Here is a 20,002-nt window from a genome sequence, read left to right on the forward strand (position 1 = left end):
AAGTGCTATTGGTACACTAAAAAAGGATTGTTCGGGAGGTTTTTATGTTAACTAAAAGACAAGAGATAATCTTAAGACTAATTATTGAAGAATACATAAAAACAGCTTCTCCTGTAGGTTCAAAACGAATACAAGAAGTTATGTCAATTGATATATCTTCTGCAACAATTAGAAACGAGTCAGCATTTTTAGAAGAACATGGTTTTTTAGAAAAAGCTCATACTTCTTCTGGGAGAGTGCCCTCGACAAAAGGTTATAGATATTATGTAGATAATCTTATGAAGAGAAATAACATTGAAGATGTAAAACAACAAATTGAAGAAATTTTTAAAAGAAGAGGTGCAACAATTGATGAAATCTTAGAACAAACTTCTAAGATTTTAAGCGAAATGACAAAGTTAGCAACAGTTGTATCTACTAGCGAAAATATAGAAGAAGTTAAATTAAATAGAGTCGAGTTAGTACCGCTATCTCCAAAAAGTGCAGTTGTTATATTTATACTTTCAAATGGAAGTATTGAAAATAAAACAATTGATTTAGATTCTGTTTCAATTGAAGAACTAAAAATCTCAATTGATTTATTTAACGAAAGATTATCAAACTCTAAAATTCAAGAAATTGAATTTAAAGTACAAGCAATTGTTCCAATTCTAAAAGAACAAGTTAAAAAGTATGAATTTATATTACATACATTCGTAAGTGCTTTATTGCATACTGGTTCTTCTCAATTTAAAACTGGAGGAATGAAATATTTGCTTGAAAACCCAGAATTCAACGATCCTAACAAAATTAAAAGTATTGTTGAATTTATAGAAGGAGCTTCTCCGTTTGTTTGATTTAAATCACATTTAAACAATCATTCAAAACCAGCTGTAGCAATTGGTTTTGAAACAGGTATAGGTAATGACGATATTGCAGTTGTTGGTACTAACTTTCCCACAGACACGGGTGGGAAAGGGACTTTGGCTCTAGTTGGGCCAAAAAGAATTCAGTATGATAAGGTATCTGACTTATTAGAATGAATTAGTCTAAAAATTGAAGAGTTCCACAAAGGAGAAGAGTAGATATGGAAAAAGAAAAGTATAAAAAAGTATTTGATTTAATCAATAATGTTAAAAAAGAATTAAATATTGATTCAAATTTGAATAACAATATTCCAAAACAGCAAACTGATAATAATAATGTAGATTTAAATGATAAAACAAACATTAAACACGAAAAAGACAGCAAGTCTGATTCCAAACAATCTGAAGAAAAACCATTAACAAGTATTGAACTTTTAGAATTAGAGTTTGTAGATTTATTAGAAACAAACTCTAAATTAGAAGAACAAAAACTAATGGCGGTTGCAGATAATCAAAATACTGTAAGAAGATATCAAAATGAAGCTGCATCAGTTAGAAAATATGGGGGAGAAAAACTTGCAACTGAGTTACTACCAGCAATTGATATGTTTAGATCAGTTTTAAAAACAAGTCCCGATAATCCAGAAATTAAAAATTATTTAATTGGTTTTGAAATGATAATCAATCAAATTGATCAAGCATTATCAAACGCAGGACTTTCAATGATTCAAACAAAAATTGGAGATGAATTAGATCCAAATATTCATAACGCAATTGATCAAATTGAAACAAAAGATGTAAAAAGTGGAAGAATTGCAGCTATTGTTTCAAATGGTTATCGATTACATGACAGAGTAATAAAACATGTTGGTGTAAAAGTTGCTAAATAAGTTTAATTAAAATGATTAAAGAAAAAAAATTTAAAAATGTGGTTATTAATAAAGAAGTTTTAAAAATTAAAGTTGGAAAAGGAATTTTAATTAAAGAACTAGAAAAAGATAACGACATTGAACATAAAATTAAAAAAATAGCTAGTGAAATTGATGATTATGTTCAAAATGAAGTTTATCAATCAATTTTAGAAAAAAAAGTAATTTAAAATACTAATTATTAAAAATGAAATGAGAAAAAATAATGGAAAAGAATGACTTTAAAAATTATATTGAAAACTTAATAAGGTTAGCTAAAGATTGTCAAGAAAATTGTGAAAAAGCTAATGAAAAATGTCAGAACAATATACATCGTATTGTTGATAATATTGATATTTGCGAAAATGGTAAAGAAAAATGTGATTGTATTTATCATAAAAGATTATATGAATTATCAAAAGATTATGAAAAAATTATTAAAGATTTCACAAATGAAACTACAAAAAAAACTTTTGGTACTTTTGATGAAACTTTTAAAGGTTTTCGAAATATTTTTACAAAGAAAAATAAAGAAGAAAATATTAATTCAGAAGAAATAAAGTGCAAAAAAAATAAAAAACACAAATTTAAAAAAGAATATAAATTTGTAGAAGAAGACTTCGACGACTCGTTATTTGACTTTAAAAATTTACAAGAAGATTATGACGATTTAAAAGAAGACTTCGACAATTTAAAAGAAGATCTTGATGATTTACAAGAAGACTTTGAATATTTAAAAGATGAACTTGAAGATTTAAAAGAAGAATTCAAAGATCTAAAAAGAGATTTTAAAAACTAAAAAATAAAATAATTATAAAGAAAAAAGGAAGGTATAAGATTATGGCTAAAGAAAAAATTATAGGAATAGATTTAGGAACAACAAATTCAGTTGTAGCTGTTATGGAAGGTGGTCAACCAATTGTTTTAGAAAATCCAGAAGGACAAAGAACTACAGCTTCTGTTGTTGCTTTTAAAAATGGAGACATTATTGTTGGGGGAGCTGCAAAAAGACAAGCAGTTACAAACCCAAACACAGCAATTTCTATTAAACGTGAAATGGGAACAACCAACAAAAGAAAATTGGAAAACAAAGATTATACACCAGAACAAATCTCAGCAGAAATTTTAAGATATATGAAAAAATATGCTGAAGATAAGTTGGGAACAAAAATTACAAAAGCAGTTATCACTGTTCCAGCATACTTTAACGATGCACAACGTAAAGCTACAAAAGATGCAGGAAAAATTGCAGGACTTGATGTAGAACGTATTATTAATGAACCAACAGCTGCTGCTTTAGCTTATGGTATTGATAAGCAAGATAAAGAACAAAAAGTTTTAGTATACGATTTAGGAGGAGGAACTTTTGACGTTTCGGTATTAGAATTAGCAGATGGAACTTATGATGTTTTAGCAACTTCTGGGGATAACCAACTAGGAGGAGATGATTTTGACCAAAAAATTATGGATTGAATTTCAAACAAAATTAAAAGTGAATATAATATTGATTTATCAAAAGATAAAATGGCTTTACAAAGATTTAAAGATGAAGCTGAAAAAGCAAAAATTAACTTATCAAGTCAATTAGAAACTGAAATTAACTTACCATTTATTGCAATGAATGAAAGTGGACCAGTTAACTTTAGTGCAAAATTATCAAGAAGTGAATTTGAAAAAATGTCAAAAGATTTAGTTGAAAGAACTAGAAAGCCCGTTGTTGATGCTTTAGAACAAGCTAAACTAAAAGCAACAGATATTCATGAAGTTCTTTTAGTTGGAGGATCAACTAGAATACCAGCAGTTCAAGCATTGGTAAAATCGTTATTAGGTAAAGAACCAAACAGAACAATTAACCCAGATGAAGTTGTTGCTATGGGAGCGGCTATTCAAGGTGGAGTTTTGGCAGGAGATGTAACTGACGTTCTGTTGTTAGATGTTACTCCGTTAACTTTAGGAATTGAAACAATGGGTGGAGTTATGACACCATTAATTAATAGAAACACAACAATTCCTACAGAAAAATCTCAAATTTTCTCAACAGCAGCAGATAATCAACCAGCAGTTGATATTAATGTTTTACAAGGTGAAAGACCAATGGCTGCAGATAATAAATCATTAGGGCAATTCCAATTAACAGGAATCAAACCAGCTCCAAGAGGAGTGCCTCAAATTGAAGTTACATTTAAAATTGATGTTAACGGAATTGTTTCTGTTACTGCAAAAGATAAGCAAACTAATGAAGAAAAAACAATAACAATTTCAAATTCTGGAGCATTAACTGATGCTGAAATCGAAAAAATGTTAAAAGAAGCAGAAGAAAATGCAGAAGCAGATGTTAAAAAACGTAAAAATATCGAGTTAAAAAACAAAGCTGAATCTTACATTAATATAATCGAAGAATCAATCAAAGAAGGTGGAGACAAAGTTCCTGAAGATCAAAAAAAACAATCTGAAGAACTTGCAAAATCTATTAGAGAATTAATTGCTAAAGAAGATTATGATGCTTTAGAGAAAAAAATGGAAGAATTAGAACAAGCTATGAAAATGGCTTCAGAAATGGCAGCTCAACAACAACAAGCAGATATAGATAGTAAAAAAGATAAATCAAACGATGACAAAAAAGATGACTCAAGTAAATAAAAAAGTAAATAATTCAAAACAACTTATTCTAGTTGTTTTTTCAAAAGAGAGTGAGGTTTATTATGGCTAAACGTGATTATTATGAAATTCTTGGAGTTAGCAAAAGTGCAACTGAAGATGAAATTAAAAAAGCATATCGTAAATTAGCTAAAAAATACCACCCTGATGTTAATAAAAATCATGATGCAGAAGAAAAATTTAAAGAAGCAACTGAAGCATGTGAAGTTTTATTAGATCCTAAAAAAAGAAAAATGTATGATCAATTCGGTCATGATGGTTTAAAAGGAATGGGTCAAGGTTCTGGATTCGGAGACTTCGGAGACTTCGGAGACTTCTTCTCTAATATGTCAGGATCAACAGGTGGAGGAGCTGGAGACTTTTTCTCAGATATTTTCTCAAGTTTTTTTGGTGGTAGTGCTAAAAAATCTGGATTTAGTGGATTCGGAAGTAACAAACGTTCTTCAGGACCAGAAGCTTCAAGAGGTAAAGATATTATTATCGAAATAAACCTTACTTTAAAAGAGTTATTGTTCGGAGTTAATAAAGAAATAGTTTTAGATTTAATTTCAAAATGTGAAGTTTGTGATGGAGTTGGTGCAAAAAACAAAAGTGACATTGTAACTTGTGAAGTTTGTGATGGAGTTGGTATGGTAACTGTTGTTCAAGAATTTGGATTTACAAAGTTTCAAAGTAATCAAGCTTGTCCAAAATGTAAAGGACACGGTAAAAAAAATGCTAATCCATGTAAATCTTGTCATGGAGAAGGTGTTAAAAAGAAAAAAGAACCAGTTATGTTTAATATCCCAAAAGGTTTATCTCCAGGAGAAAAAGTTATTTTAAGAAATTCTGGTAATGAAGGAAAAAATGGTGGACCTAAAGGACATATCTATGCCGATATATTTTTAAATGCTTCTAAAAAATTAGTAATTGTTGATAATTATAATATTAAAGGAGTTTTAAATATTTCTTATTTGGATGCCATATTAAAAAATGATATAACTATTGAAACTCTTGATGGTCAAATCAATGTTAATATACCAAAAAATGTAAAAAATGGTGATATTATAGTTGTTGCAAATCATGGATTATATAAAGGAATCAAAAGTAATAAGCGTGGAGATTTACTTTTAGAAATAAATATTAAAGTACCAAATGAAATTAACAATGAAGAAAAAGAAATTATGGAAAAACTATACAAATTAAACAACTTTAAAGTTGAAAATGAATTCAAAGAATAGCATTTATGCTATTTTTTTGATTCTTTAAATAATGTATAATAACTAAATAGGGGTAATGTATGGCAGATAAAGTGAAAATTTTACAAATAAGACAAGCAAAATTTGAAGAACGAAAAAAACAAAGAAAAAATAATTTTTCACCAGTTGAAAAAGTCTGATTTGATAATGTTTTAGAAGAATCTTTAACTTTAGATGATTTTGATAAAACTATAAATTTAAAAAATATTAAATCTGCAAAAATCTCATTAGTACAAAATGCAAACTCACATTTTTTCAAACCTAAAAATATAGATGAAGTAGGTTTTGAAAAAAAAGATTTAGGAACTCCAACTTTTGAAACATTAAATATTGTTGATCGTCGAATTTTAAAAAGACCATCACAATTACCTTCAGATATTTTGTTTTTAAGAGAATCAAGTTATTTAAAAGAACAAAAGATGAAAGATTTAATGTTGGATAAATTAAATGTAGATATTAAATTTAAAAATAATTTTAATAATTATCGTTTAATTGAAGGAGCATCAAAAAACTTTGATACAAAAGGATTTGAAGTAATTGATGAAGATTATAATGATGAAGAATTTTTAACATCTCCAAGTGATAAAAATGAAATAAAAGATAATATAATTCAAAATTTACCAAAAGATGTTGAAAAACTTATTAAAAAAGAAGATGAAAAAGAAAAAAAACAAGAAGAAAATGTAGAACAGGGTATAAATTGAAATGAAATAGATTTAGATAGTTTTGATGAAAATGAAGATAATATTCAGGTTAAACGAAACGAAGAGAGCATTCAATTTAAACACAGCAAAAGCGAAGTTGCGGAAAAACAAAATGAAGAAAACAAAGAGAGTTTACTAAAAGATATTGAAAAACTTAATGTGAATATAGAATCTTTAGAAGATAAAGTTGAGGCTCAACAAAACATATTCGAACCTGAACCTCCAAAAGAAGATGACAAAGTTGTTGACCCAGTCATAGAAGAAAAAATATTAAGTTTTGAAAAAAAACTTGAAGATATCTTTTACAAGGAAGCAAAAGAAGAAGAACAAATGCAGCAAGAACAAGAAGAAATTAAATTTGATCAAGAAAAAAATAATAATGAAAACAAACATCAAAAGGTATCAAAAAAAGAGAAAAAAATAAAAAATGAAGAAAAAAATATTATAAGTGCTAATCAAGAAGAATATCAAAATACAATTGAAAAATCAATACCAGTAGTTAATAATGTTGATTTTACAATAGCTGACAAAACAGATGATTTAGAAAGAGTTATAAAAAATAATGAAAATATAAAAAATAGTGTTTTTGAAAATAATAACCCTTTGCTTACTCAAGAAAAAGGTGCTTCTGATACAACAGTTTTAGTTGAAAAAATAGTTAATAATGCAAAAACTATTAAAAATGCTAATTTAGAAACCTCTAAGTTTGATGATTTTGAAGCTTGATTAAATAACTCTAAGCAAATTAATAAACTTTCAAAAATTGCAAAAAAAGAACAGAAACGAATGATTAAATTACAAAAAGGAAAAAAATAATGAAAAACAAAAAAGTAATAGTGGGTTTAAGTGGTGGAGTTGATTCATCAGTTGTTGTTACATTACTAATTGAACAAGGTTATAATGTAGAAGCTCTTTTCATGAGAAATTGAGATAGTAATCTAAATAATGACATTTTAGGAAATGATTTAGAAAAATTATGTCCTCAAGAGCAAGACTATAATGATGCTTTAAAAGTTGCGGAATCACTTAATATAAAATTACATCGTATTGATTTTATAAGAGAATATTGAGAGTATGTTTTTGAATATTTTTTAACAGAATATCAAAAAGGAAGGACTCCAAATCCCGATATTCTTTGCAATAAATATATAAAGTTTGATAAATTTTTAAAATATGCAATAGAAAAATTAAATGCTGATTATATAGCAATGGGACATTATGCTGGTGTTAGATTTAATAATAAGTCAAAAGAATATGAACTTTTAAGAGGAATTGATACTAATAAAGATCAATCATATTTTTTAAGTCAATTATCTCAATATCAACTTTCTAAAACTCTTTTCCCATTACAAAATTACAAAAAAGAAGAAGTTAGAAAGATAGCGAAAAAATATAATTTAGTTACTTATGAAAAAAAAGATTCAACAGGAATATGTTTTATTGGAGAAAGATACTTTACTCAATTTTTACAAAATTATATTCCTAATCAACCTGGAGAAATAATTGATATAGCAACCAACAAAGTCTTAGGACAGCATATTGGAGCAATGTATTATACGATTGGTCAAAGAAAAGGTTTAAAGCTAGGTGGTCAAAAAGAACCTTATTATGTTGCAAAAAAAGATATGAAAAATAAAATTATATATGTATCAAGATTAAGTAATGAAAGTTATTTAAAATCTAAGAAATGCATAGTAAAAGATTTTAACTTTATTGTTAATTGAAAAAACTATTTTAAAGCAAATAAATTTAATTGTTCTGCTAAATTTCGTTATCGTCAAGTTGATGTTGATGTCCAAGTAGAAGTATTAAATGAGAATACTGTTGAAATTAGTTATAAAAGTGAAGTTAGAGCTGTCACCGAAGGACAAGAAGCTGTTTTATATTTAAATGAAATTTGTCTTGGTGGTGGAAAAATTGATGAAGTTATAAGTTAGTTTTAAAATAGCAAATAAATAGTTTAAAATGAAAGTAACATATTAAGGAGATGAAGACATGTTTTTTGCAGATGGTGAAAGTGGAGGTTTATTTGGAGGAAGTAGTACCACTACAACAATTATTTTTGCTGTTATTGTATTAGTTATTATTATATTTATAGTAATTTCATCAATTACAAGTAAAAAAGCACAAAAAAAAGAACAAGCTAAAAGAAAAAAGGTGGTTAAAGAAGAAATTAAAAACTATCTATCACAAACTCAAAATCAAAAAAATATTAAAATAGAGTATGAAAAAGTTTATGCTCGTAAAGGACCAGAATATAAATATCGAGATGTATTTGATGTTATTGTCCAAATGTATGAACCAAAAACAAATGAATTAATTAAAACTGCAGCTTATGAAGTTGAAGGAATAACAACAAAAGCTGATAAAAAAACTTACAATACTGCTTGACAAGTTAATAAAGAATTAGATATTGAAGATACAAAAAAACGTATAGCAATAGCTGAGAAAAAAATTAAACTTTCTAAAGAAGAAAGAAAAATAATGAGAGCAGAAGAGATTGTTAGATCAAAAGAACTAAGAGCTAATTTAAAAGCTGAAGAAGCAAAAATTAAAGAAACACAAGCAAAACAAAAAGCAAATCCATCATTAAGAGTTCCAGACGAAGTTAAAGCAGCAACAGTTAAATTTATTCCAAAGAGAAACAAATAACGCTTTCTTTTAATAAGGTGTTATTTTTTTATATAATTAAAAAAGTTGAGGGTATTTATGGAATTAAAAAATGTTGTTAAAAAGAAAGATTTTATAAAATGATTTGCAAGTTGTAATAAAGAAGCTTGAGTTTTTCATAATTTAAAAAATTTTGAAAAAGCAATTCATTTAAGAGACAAAAAAGTGTATGAGTTTTTTTTAACTGAAGAACTCGAAGAAGGCGGTTTTGAATCAGGTTCTGGATTTGACCCCTTAGAATTATATAAAAATATTTTAAATAATAAAGATCTAAGCGAAGAACAAAAGAAACAAAAAGAATTATTACTAAATATTTTAGATGAATTTGATGGATTAGAGTTGTCAACAATAAATAACAACTTTATTTTAGATGGTAATGACACAGGTCAAGCAGCAAGAGAGTATTTTATAGAAATGCTAACAAAAGAAAATATAAAAAATAACACTAATTTTAAATATTATGATTTTCAACAATCCGGATATCAAGATTCTAAATGGAAAACAATTGAATTAATCAATAATCCAGAATATAAATTATTTTTTGAACCAACTTTCGAAAAGTATGATGGAAAAATGAAAACACGTTGTGATATTTTATTTAAAAATGAAGACGGTAGTTTCGATATAATTGAAGTAAAAGCATCTACAAAAGAAAAAGATTCGCATTTTTTTGATTTATTCTATCAGTGATATATCGTTTCTGAATCAATAATAATAAAGAATATTAAATTATGCCTACTTAATAAAGAGTATTTTAGAGGGGTAAATGGAAAATTATATATGACCGAAGATTTAAATGATACTTCTAATTTAGTTGATTATAAACTTGAGGTAGAAGAAATTTTAAAAAGAAAAATTGTAATACAAGAAGAAGAACCAGACTATTTAAATTATGATAAATTATTTATTTTAAATAATTCAATAGAAAAAAGAAAAATTAGAATTGATTATATAGATTTTTTTAAATCCATAAGAGATAACTTTGAAATAGATAATGAGATTTTAAAAATGTCTAATACTTTTATAAATGATAAAATATTAAGTGATAAAATGTGTGGATGTTATGAGCTAGATTTTAAAAATTTAAATTTAAAAATAAAAGAAAAAGTTTGTAGTCATGTTGTTAAATGATTTAACAAAAAAAAGTTCTCAATTTTTGATTTACCAAAAAATAAAGAAAAATCAGCAAGATTTTATTATGATAAAAATAAGGTATATATTGAAGACTTAGATTGAGGAGACATAAACTCATTTTTTTATAAAAATGGTGAAAAAGAATATTTCAATGAAGATTGTAAAAAAATCATAAAAATTACTCAGAATTATATTAAAAAAAATAATAATATAAACATTATGGATATGGTTGATATTAATAAAAAAGAAGTTCTAAAAGAAGTTGTTAGAGATTACTTTAATTATCCAATTTATATGTTTGATTTTGAAACGTCAATGTGAGCGATACCTAAATATAATAAATCTAAAAGTTATCAGCAAATACCTTTTCAATTTTCTGTTCATATAATTACAAATGAAAATTATGATTTTAAAAATCCTGATAAAACTATGATTCATTATAATTTTATAGCAAAATCTCCAAATGATCCAAGACCAGAATTTTTAAGTAATTTTTTAAAAGCTTGTTTTTTAAAAGGTCCTGGAAAATATGTTGCTTACAATAAATCATTTGAAAGAATGGTCATTAAAGACTTAATATTAATGTTTCCGGAATTCATTAAACCATTAAAATATATATATGAAAACACAATAGATTTGATGAACTTTTTTCAACTTCCTAAAAATAACTGACTAATATATCATCCTGAGTTTAGAGGTTCAGCCTCTATAAAGGTGACTCAGCCAGTTCTGGATAGTTCATTAACTTATAAAGATTTAAAAATTAATAAAGGAGATAAGGCAAGTTCGGTTTTTAGGAGATTTGCAGATAATTATTTTAGTCAAGACTTATGAGATAAATTATACAAACCAGATATGTTGCTATATTGTGATCGAGATACTCTTGCAATGGTTGTAATTTTACAAGTTGTAATAAATTATATAAAAGAAACATCACCAGATATTTTAAAAGAAATTAAAGGGGAAATTTAAATGAAATATAAAGTTATATTTTGTGGAACGCCACCAATTGCAGTAGAAGTTTTAAAAGGATTAGAAGCTTTAAATCTTGAAATAGTTTGTGTTATTACACAACCAGATAAAATGGTTGGGAGAAAAAAAGTTTTAACTCCATCCGTTGTAAAAGGATATGCATTGGTAAAAAATTACAATATTTTACAACCAGCAAATATTAAAGATGCATTTGAAGAAATAAAAAAATATAATGCTGACTTTTTATTAACTTGTGCATTTGGACAATTTATACCTGAAAACATTTTAAGCTTATTTAAAAACTCAATAAATGTGCATGGTTCAATTTTGCCAAAATATCGAGGTGGAAGTCCGATTCAATACGCAATTATGAATGGAGATAAACAAACCGGTATTAGTTTAATGAAAATGATTAAAAAGATGGATGCTGGAGAAGTTTATAAAACTGAACTAATAGATATTTTAGATGAAGATGATAGTGGAAGTTTATTTGAAAAAATGGGAAAACTTGCTAATCAAATGATTCAAAAATATTTAATTGATATTTTTGAAAAAAAAATAGTAGGAGTAGCTCAAGATGAGAGTCAAGCAACTTTTGCATATAATCTTTCAAATGAACAAGAAAAAATTGATTGATCAAAATCTAATATTGAAGTATTAAATTTCATAAGATCACAATCTCCTTTACCAATAGCTTTTACATATTTAGGTGATGAAAGAATCAAAATAAAAAAAGCAAGATTAGTAAAAGATGATGAAAAATATATTTCTTTATTAAAAATATTTCAACCTGGTGAAATAATTTATTTAGATAAAGAAGGTATAATTGTACAAACAGGTCAAGGAATTATAAAAATTTTAGAATTACAAAGAGCTGGTAAAAAAATGGGAAGTGCTGGAATATATAAATTTGAAAACTCACCATTTTTACCTACTTGTATGTTCAAATAATATTAAATAACTAAGTTTTTGTATATAATATAAAATATAATATTTTAAATATAAGGAGATTTATATGTTAGTAAACGATTTAAGACCTGGAACAACTTTTTTATATGACGGGAACATATTTGTTGTTTTAGATTATTCTTTTTCAAAATCAGGAAGACAACAAGGGAAAGTTACAGTTAAAGTTAAAAACTTAAGAAGTGGATCAAGAGTTGAATTAACTTTCACAGGTGGAGATAAAGTAGAAAAAGCAATGGTAGAAAAAAAAGATATGCAATATCTTTATAATGATGGAAGCAATTGTATGTTAATGAATACTGAAACTTATGATCAAGTTGAAATAAGTTCAAATAAATTAGAATGAGAATTAAAATTTCTTGTTGAAGGAACAATGGTAAAAATGACAGAATACAATGGTGAAGTTCTTGGAATTACAATACCAGAGAAAATGGAATTAACAATTAGTGAAGCAGAACCAGCTGTAAAAGGTGATACTACTAGTGGTGCACAAAAAAAAGCTGTTTTAGAAACCGGATTAGAAATAATGGTTCCTTTATTTATTAAAGAAGGAGAAAAAGTTGTAATTAATACGACAGATGGAAAATATTCAGGAAGAGCTTCTAGTTAAACGAAAAGAAAAGAGTGATTTATATGTATTTTTCGATTGAAAGAAATGTTAATGGTAATTTAGAAGTCGAAGAAAAAATTATTGATAAAATTGTAGAATACCATATAACTAGTGCTACTAAGGGGATTAAAAAAGTTAAAGCAACAATTAGTATGCATCATGAAAGTATTTTATTCATTTTAATAAAAATGACTGTTACAAAAAAAGAAGATTTAGTAATTGATGAAGCAAAAATTAAGTCTGTAATTGAAGAATCAATCAAAAAGAATTTTTTAATAAGACCCAAAAATATTGCCTTTGCATATATTAAAGGCTAACAACAAGTTTAAGCTTGTTGTTTTTGTTAATTTTAAAAAGTTATTAAAAAATATTTTTATTTTTTTAAAATTTGATAAAATTGTATAAATTTATAATGTTATGTGAGATACTTAAAGGTTGACTTTAAAAAGGGTAAAAAATAGTATATAATAATTAAGAATTATAGGTAAAAATTAGGAGGAAATTGATATGGCTGTACAAAAAAAATCGAATGCTAATAAAAAGGAAACATCTAAACCAGGTTCAGAATATGTTTGACAACCTTTTGGACAAAAAGCTTTAGCTTTAATAAATAAATATAATTTACAGACTGAAGAAAATTATAAAAAACTTATTTCTTCATTTGATAGAATTCAATCATTACCAAATGATGATCCTAGAAGACCTAATCTTATAGAATTATGAGAAACTGAGTTTAATAGATTATTCAAACACTTTTGACAAACTTTTGCTAATAATAACAAGAGACAAGAAAGCAATATTGCAGGATGAAAAGACAGACTTAATGTAAAAGTTATTCCTAATACACCAGATGCAAAACGTCAAGATTTAATGTCAAGACTTTCTGGGGCTGGAAGTACAGGAAGAAGAGCGCAAGAAGAAATTCTTTCAAGAGCAGGATATCAAAATGTAACCACAACAGAACCTTTTAATTTTAAAGCGCAACCAAAAACAGGTCAAAGTCTATATGAGATTGAAAATATTTTAGATGCTGTTGAAGGTGGTGTTGATAAACCAGGAAGTATTTTAGAAAATAACAATAGTTCAGGAGAATTTGTTGGGTTTGGAACTGTTGGTGCAGTTCAAAACAATGATGATAATCTTGAAGAATTAGATGTTGATGAAGAAACAAGAATTATGACTCAAGAAGTTAAACCAGATCCAAATTTATTGGATTTCGTAAATGGTACTTCATCAAGATATGAAGAAGAACAAGATGAAGATGTTATAATTTCAAATGAAACTAATCAAAATGCTCCAAGTAGTGAATCAACAAACACATTATCGTATAGTCAAAATATTCAGAATAGAGAATTTGTCGGTAGTGAAGATATGAGCCGTCAACAGTTTAATGTTTTAAATAACATACAATCAGAATATGTTCCTCCTCAAGATTCAGATGCATTAGCTGTTTTAGAATTAGGAACAGAATTTTTCCAAGAACAATTAGGAAGACATGGACTAGCGGCAGAACCGATGCAAGAAGGACAATCTCCATTTGTATATACTGATAAAGATAATTTAATTAATCCAGAAAAAAGAAATATTTTATCAAGAGAAGGATTTGAAATTTATAAAAGTACTGATGATGCAGGACTTAAAACAGAAGGAAAACCAAATTATGATATTTCAACAGGAGAAGTTGTAAAACCATTTCATGAAATAAGACCAGTAGGTAATTATGGTATAACTTACGATTATAAAAAACGTCCATCAATGCAAGATTTCTTTGAATCACAAGAAAAAGAAGGTCGTGTCATTGATGAGATGACTCAAAAAATTGAGTTTTTAAGAGATTTACGTAACGAGCGTCGTCATAGAATTAATATGATGAAAATCGAACGTGCAAACAGTTATATTGTTGCTAGAGCAAGAAGATTAGCTGAAGCTCGTGAGTTAAGAAGATTAAAACGTCGTGAAGATATTAATTTAAAAGCAATTGAAAAAGCAGAAAGAATGCGTAGATTGCATGAACGTCAAAAATTAATACAATTAATGAAAGATCGCCAATTAAAAAGAGCAGAAGAAAAACGCGTTGCAACTGTACTAAAGTTGGAAAGAGAAAGACGTTTAGAGAGAGATGCAAAATATAGATCAGAAATTGCTTCTATAGATGCACAAATTAGACATGAGCAAGAATTAATCAAACGTACAGAATTGAAAATGAAAGCCTACTTCACTAAAGTTCATGATGATCAATTATTTGACGAGTCACTAAGAGTTGCTAAAAAATCTAATCAATTCATAGAACTTGAACAAAAAGCTGAATTAATGCAAGAACTTGAAGAACAAAAAAGAAAAGATAGAATTGAAAAAATTAGTAGAAAATTTAACAAGAATATCAAGTAATAAAAGTAAAGGGGCAGAGTGTATTTTATATTACTCCCCCATTTTTTATTAAAATAGAAAGGACTGAAATCTATGGCAAAAGCAAAAATTAACAAAGTTAAATATCCAAATGAATCTTATTTAAGAGAAATTGGATTAACTAATTCTGCAATAAATACTTTAACAGGTCAAATTGGTAAGTCTCATCAAAAAGCTACGGAAGTTGCAGTTCATGAAGCAGTTTTAAAAATGAATAAATCATTAGATGTAAAAGACAAGTTATCTAAAAAAGATTTAAAGCGTAGAGATCAGTTACTAAATGTAAAAAATAAAGAAAAAAATGTTATTGAAAAATTAGAATTACTTGGCGAAAGAAAGAAAAATTTTGAAAATACCAAAAAACTTGATTATGAATTAATGCAAGAAGAAAGAAGAAAGAAAGCTAAACAAAGTAGAAACAGCTCTTTAATTGGTTCTGCAGATTATGAGAAATTAAATAAAATGGCTGCAGATACTTTTATAAATAACACTAATGTTAGCAAGAAAAAAATTAAGCAAACTTCTTCACATTTAACCAACAGAAATGTTTCAAAAGCTGATTTAAATAATTTGTTTCAACTAAAAGATAATAAAAAATTTAGTTTTAAAAAGTCTGAACCAAAATCAATAATTCCAGTTAGAGGAGCAAGTTTGTTAAGTAAATTTGATTATTTAAGTGAATCGTCAAAACATTTTGCAAAAGAACTAGGTTGAATTGAAGATGATAGACAAAAAAGAATTTTTCAATCACCTTTAAAAAATTATAAAACTGAAAATAATGAAAAAAATGTAAATGAAGAAGATATAAAAAAGACATTTAGTTCTAATACATCAAATAAAAAACTAAATGATAAAAATCTAGAAGAACACGAAGATAATAAAGATGTAAAAAAAGAACTTGATTTAAAAACAATTGACGATATGGTAAAAAAATATACTAATAATGTTGAAAAAATTAATAAACAAAAAGTAAAAAGACAAATTGAAGCAATTAATGTTTCTCAAATTACTAAAAAAATTTTAGATCAAAGTCCATTAGCAAAATTGTCTAGAGATAATAATAAAAAAGTTGTAGCACCAAAAGGTGTAGATATAAATAAAATTCCATCAATAGTTTTTGATAGAAAAAAGTAGTTGAGGTGAACGGGATGGCAAAAGAACTTAAAACTAGTGAAAAAGATTTTAATTTAATATCTGATAAGACTAAAACTAGAATTAAAGGTCTTATGGAAAAAAGATTAACTACACAAACTGTAGCTCTTTTTGCACAAGAATATGAAACATATGATTTTGATATTAGATCAGAAATAATCGATTTTATTGTTTTTTTACTAGATAAAGCGCAACAAGAACTTGAAGATAATGATTCTAGAAGAAAAGATGAGTGAGATCAAAGAGCGTTTGAAAGAAGAAGACTAGATTTTATTGAAAAACAAACAAAAGTTAAAACAATTCAGGCTGCTCTTAAAACTGACCACAGCATTTTAAATAAATTTGATTTTTCAAGTCAGCAAAGTAAAGTTGAAGAAAAAAAACCAATAAAAAGTGTAAAACAAACTAATGTTAAAACTATAAATTTGGAAAAACAAAATACATCTGTAGATTCAAATAAAAAACTTAAAAAAGAAACTATTGCAAGCTCAATTGAAAAAAGAATTAGAGAAGCTGCTTTAAGAGAACAAAAAGAAGCGGCGGCTGAAAAAGCAAGATTAGAAAAAGAAAAAAAAGAAGCAGCAGAATTAAAAGCTAAACTTGAAAAAGAAAAAAAAGAAGCAGCCGAACTAAAATTTAGAAAAGAAAAAGAAAAAAAAGCAGTTGAAGAAAAAGCTAGAAAAGAAAAAGAAAAAAAAGAAGCAGAAGAGAAGAAAAAAGTAGACGCTGAAAAAAAAGCTAAAAATAATTTAAAAGCTCAATCTAATTCAGTTTTTAAACCTAAAGAAGAAAAAGAAAAAGAAAAAGTAGATAAAAAACCAGCAGTTCTTACTCAAAGAGATTATGAAAAAGAACAAGCTGAGAAAGAAAAACTTTGAAAAGAATTATATGGTAAATCAAGAGTGCAAACGCAAGAAGCAAAAAGACCATCTACAAGTTCATTTGCACCAAGTCCAAAAAATACTGATAAAACACCACTTATAAAAGAAGAAAGTTTTGTTAATTTTAGATTATATGGACATACATATCCGATTGATGAATTAACTGATCCGAAACATAAATTATACGTATTTTGAAATACTATAAAAAATAAATATAAATCAGGAAATATCTCAGTTTGATTAAAAGAACAATCTAAATTTAAAAATTGATGAATTTATAAAAAACGTTTAAAAGCAGCAAAAAAAGCTAATAAAATGCAAACAAATAATGCTATTTCAAAACTAAATAACAATGATATAAATCAAAAAAAATTTAATAATAATATAAAACTACAAGAAAATACAAAAGATAATAATGTTGAATAAAAAAAAGATAATCTTATAGGAGAAATACTAAAATGTCACATGATATTATTATATGTTTATCAACAATCGTTTTAATAGTTTTTTTAATTGCTATTCCAGGAATGTTTTATCTTTTAGTTTCTAAGAATAAAAGGAAAGTTAAAACAGTTGAAGAAATTATCAATGAACCTTTCTTTGTTAATGAAGAACATAAAAAAGAAAATTGATGAATTTCAAAAGACGGAAGTTTCGAAAAAAAGTGATTGTTGAAACAAGATTTTGATTATAAGGTAGATTTCTTCGAGTACTATGAAAACTTTTCTAATGGTTTTTTTAGCTCAAAATTCATTAGAACTAAATATGTTTTAGTGGAATTAATGGATTTAAAATCAATCAATAAAACTGTTGATAGATTAAATTCATACTCAAATTGTTTAGAAAATATATGATGAAAAAAATATAAACCTTTATTTGAAAAACAATTTAAAGAAGTTTATTCTATAACAAGTGCTCCTGTATATTTCTTTTATAAATACTATTTTAAATTCGTTTATGATTTAAAAAATGTATTAGCCCATTATATGACAACTATTATAATTCCTAATACTATATTTTCAGAATTGAAAGCAAAACATTTAAAAAGTCTTGAAATCAACAAAAATGTTGATTATCAAAAAAATATTAATTTTGCTTTTGAACAAGTGAAGATAATTGCAGAATTACTAGAAAATAAAATTAAAGAAGAGTTTAAAAAAGAATTAATTACAAAAGGAAAAGAATGAAAATTTGATTATAATGAAGAAAATGCATTCAAATTTATATTTGAAGAAGATAGTTTTATTAAAAGAGTTTTATTAACTGATAGTGCTAAAAAAAGTAAAATAAATTCTAATAGTAATTTTGTCAAACATGAAAAAGATGAAAAACAAAATTTTAACATATAGAATTTTGATGTTAAAATGCTTTATAAAAGCATTTTTTTATATTTTTTAGTACCACTCATGCAATCAGATGAAATTACATCTAATAAAAGGTATAATCAAAGAAAAGAGGTTTTTATGAATTATAAAGCTAGTGATGCAATAGATTTAATTTATAGATTAATAGGAAATATTAGTGCAGTTTCGTTTCCTCATTTTTTAGACAATCACGGTAAAAAACGAAGCTTAGCTAACGATATAAAAGAGTTTTATCGAGATATGTATAAAAGAAAAATAAAATTAAAAGGAGAAGTAGAGAATCATTTTGATTTGAATAATTGATCGTTTTCACAAAATAAAGATGATATTTTAAAGGTTAAAAATTATTTTTTTGGAAACTTCTTTATAAAAACAGATTATAACTATTATCTAAATAAGCAACATATAAATGAAGAGTTGAATAAGTTTCATGATAAAGCTTTAGATAATACCTTTATTTCAAATCTTACCAAAATCGATTGAAGTAGAACAACAAGAATAATAGAAGCAAGTTTTTTAACTTGAATAAACAACAAAAATTTAAAACAAGATGATGAGTTAAAACATCGACTAACTTTAATTTTAACAAGTTTAAATGAAAAAGAAGAAATTAATTATAATCAAAAATATAAAATATTTTTAGAAACTATTGATAAATATAAAGATTTTGTAAATATGTACGATAAAGAAGAATTGCTTAAAACTCCAATTAACAGTGATAGTTACGAGAAATATAATCAGATTTTAAAAATATATGAATATATTGAAAATGGGATGTCAATAGAAGAATATTTAGATTCAGAAAACATTATTATGCAAATTAAAAAGCTACCAGATAATGCTGAATTATGAGAATATGATTTTACAAAAGTTTTATTAAAAAGAGTTTTTTTAATAACGTTGATTAACAGCGTTTTTAAAACTCATGCATCTTCTGCTCCAATTGCTAAAATAGAAATGATTATATCAAATGGTGGATTTAAAATAGATTTTCAAAAAATACCACTAAATAATCTATATATTGCACTAACTCAAAATGAAGAAAATGTTAAAAAACTAATAAAGATAAGTGGTCAAAAACTAAATCGTGACTTAATTGATTTAGTAAAAGGTTTATTTAAAAACTTATTAATAAATATGCAGTTGAATCAATACCATTCATTTGATAACAAAGAAATATTTTATGTGCCTAATAAAAAAGTTATTTATTCATATTTAAAAGAGATCGGAAATTTAATAAAATATCATGAATCTAATCTAAATGAACCAATTTTATCTCATCCAGGTGATAATTTAAGTGATTTTAAAATTGCTATATCTAGTTCGTTACTTAATTTTGAGGATAAAAATGCTATTATTGATGTTTTAAGAAAAAATTACAAAGAAATAAAAGATTATCCAAATGCGGTATTATTAAAAACTATTGAATATATAGAATCACTATCTAATGTTGAAAATATTTAACTTATTTTAATTGTGTAAAATAGGAGATTA

18 protein-coding genes are annotated in these 20,002 nt (G+C 25.7%); all 18 read left to right on the forward strand.

Annotation, left to right across the window (positions count from 1 at the left end; translation table 4 throughout):
• Positions 1-44 precede the first annotated feature (44 nt).
• Positions 45-1,064: a heat-inducible transcriptional repressor HrcA gene (gene hrcA, locus STABA_RS02215; protein WP_156006089.1), complete on the forward strand. Its 1,020-nt coding sequence runs from the start codon at positions 45-47 to the stop codon at positions 1,062-1,064.
• A 2-nt stretch (positions 1,065-1,066) separates the two neighbouring features.
• Positions 1,067-1,735 (forward strand): nucleotide exchange factor GrpE, encoded by a 669-nt coding sequence (locus tag STABA_RS02220; protein WP_156006091.1) that lies wholly within the window; start codon positions 1,067-1,069, stop codon positions 1,733-1,735.
• Positions 1,736-1,746: 11 nt separating this feature from the next.
• Positions 1,747-1,944 (forward strand): hypothetical protein, encoded by a 198-nt coding sequence (locus STABA_RS02225; RefSeq protein ID WP_156006093.1) that lies wholly within the window; start codon positions 1,747-1,749, stop codon positions 1,942-1,944.
• Between the two features lie 17 nt (positions 1,945-1,961).
• A complete protein-coding gene (locus STABA_RS02230; RefSeq protein WP_211360466.1) occupies positions 1,962-2,552 on the forward strand; it encodes a coiled-coil domain-containing protein in 591 nt (196 codons plus the stop codon).
• Positions 2,553-2,593: 41 nt separating this feature from the next.
• Positions 2,594-4,393, forward strand: coding sequence for a molecular chaperone DnaK (gene dnaK, locus STABA_RS02235; protein ID WP_156006097.1), 1,800 nt, complete (start codon positions 2,594-2,596; stop codon positions 4,391-4,393).
• Positions 4,394-4,455: 62 nt separating this feature from the next.
• Positions 4,456-5,631 (forward strand): DnaJ C-terminal domain-containing protein, encoded by a 1,176-nt coding sequence (locus tag STABA_RS02240; RefSeq protein ID WP_156006099.1) that lies wholly within the window; start codon positions 4,456-4,458, stop codon positions 5,629-5,631.
• 59 nt (positions 5,632-5,690) lie between these two features.
• Positions 5,691-7,169: a hypothetical protein gene (locus STABA_RS02245; RefSeq protein WP_156006101.1), complete on the forward strand. Its 1,479-nt coding sequence runs from the start codon at positions 5,691-5,693 to the stop codon at positions 7,167-7,169.
• The gene (gene mnmA, locus STABA_RS02250; RefSeq protein WP_156006103.1) at positions 7,169-8,290 is read left to right on the forward strand and encodes a tRNA 2-thiouridine(34) synthase MnmA; all 1,122 of its coding nucleotides are present in this window, start codon (positions 7,169-7,171) and stop codon (positions 8,288-8,290) included. The genes STABA_RS02245 and mnmA overlap by 1 nt, the downstream gene beginning before the upstream one ends.
• A 58-nt stretch (positions 8,291-8,348) precedes the next feature.
• Positions 8,349-9,005 carry a hypothetical protein gene (locus STABA_RS02255; RefSeq protein WP_156006105.1) on the forward strand — a complete coding sequence of 219 codons (657 nt, stop codon included), beginning with the start codon at positions 8,349-8,351 and terminating at the stop codon, positions 9,003-9,005.
• A 57-nt stretch (positions 9,006-9,062) separates the two neighbouring features.
• Positions 9,063-11,129, forward strand: coding sequence for a DUF2779 domain-containing protein (locus STABA_RS02260; protein WP_156006107.1), 2,067 nt, complete (start codon positions 9,063-9,065; stop codon positions 11,127-11,129).
• On the forward strand, positions 11,130-12,080 hold the full coding sequence (fmt, locus tag STABA_RS02265) for a methionyl-tRNA formyltransferase (RefSeq protein WP_156006109.1): 951 nt from the start codon (positions 11,130-11,132) through the stop codon (positions 12,078-12,080).
• Positions 12,081-12,144: 64 nt separating this feature from the next.
• Positions 12,145-12,705 (forward strand): elongation factor P, encoded by a 561-nt coding sequence (efp, locus tag STABA_RS02270; protein WP_156006111.1) that lies wholly within the window; start codon positions 12,145-12,147, stop codon positions 12,703-12,705.
• A 23-nt stretch (positions 12,706-12,728) separates the two neighbouring features.
• Entirely contained in the window at positions 12,729-13,022 is a 294-nt protein-coding gene (locus tag STABA_RS02275; RefSeq protein WP_156006113.1) for a hypothetical protein, read from the forward strand.
• A gap of 190 nt (positions 13,023-13,212) precedes the next feature.
• Positions 13,213-15,093 carry a hypothetical protein gene (locus STABA_RS02280; protein WP_156006115.1) on the forward strand — a complete coding sequence of 627 codons (1,881 nt, stop codon included), beginning with the start codon at positions 13,213-13,215 and terminating at the stop codon, positions 15,091-15,093.
• A gap of 72 nt (positions 15,094-15,165) precedes the next feature.
• Positions 15,166-16,245: a hypothetical protein gene (locus STABA_RS02285; protein ID WP_156006117.1), complete on the forward strand. Its 1,080-nt coding sequence runs from the start codon at positions 15,166-15,168 to the stop codon at positions 16,243-16,245.
• A 14-nt stretch (positions 16,246-16,259) separates the two neighbouring features.
• Entirely contained in the window at positions 16,260-17,570 is a 1,311-nt protein-coding gene (locus STABA_RS02290; RefSeq protein ID WP_156006119.1) for a hypothetical protein, read from the forward strand.
• Positions 17,571-17,602: 32 nt separating this feature from the next.
• Positions 17,603-18,493: a hypothetical protein gene (locus STABA_RS02295; RefSeq protein WP_156006121.1), complete on the forward strand. Its 891-nt coding sequence runs from the start codon at positions 17,603-17,605 to the stop codon at positions 18,491-18,493.
• A 114-nt stretch (positions 18,494-18,607) separates the two neighbouring features.
• Positions 18,608-19,972 (forward strand): hypothetical protein, encoded by a 1,365-nt coding sequence (locus tag STABA_RS02300; protein WP_156006123.1) that lies wholly within the window; start codon positions 18,608-18,610, stop codon positions 19,970-19,972.
• Positions 19,973-20,002: the final 30 nt, after the last annotated feature.

It is taken from the genome of Spiroplasma tabanidicola (assembly GCF_009730595.1).
Lineage (GTDB): Bacteria > Bacillota_I > Bacilli_A > Mycoplasmatales > Mycoplasmataceae > Spiroplasma_A > Spiroplasma_A tabanidicola.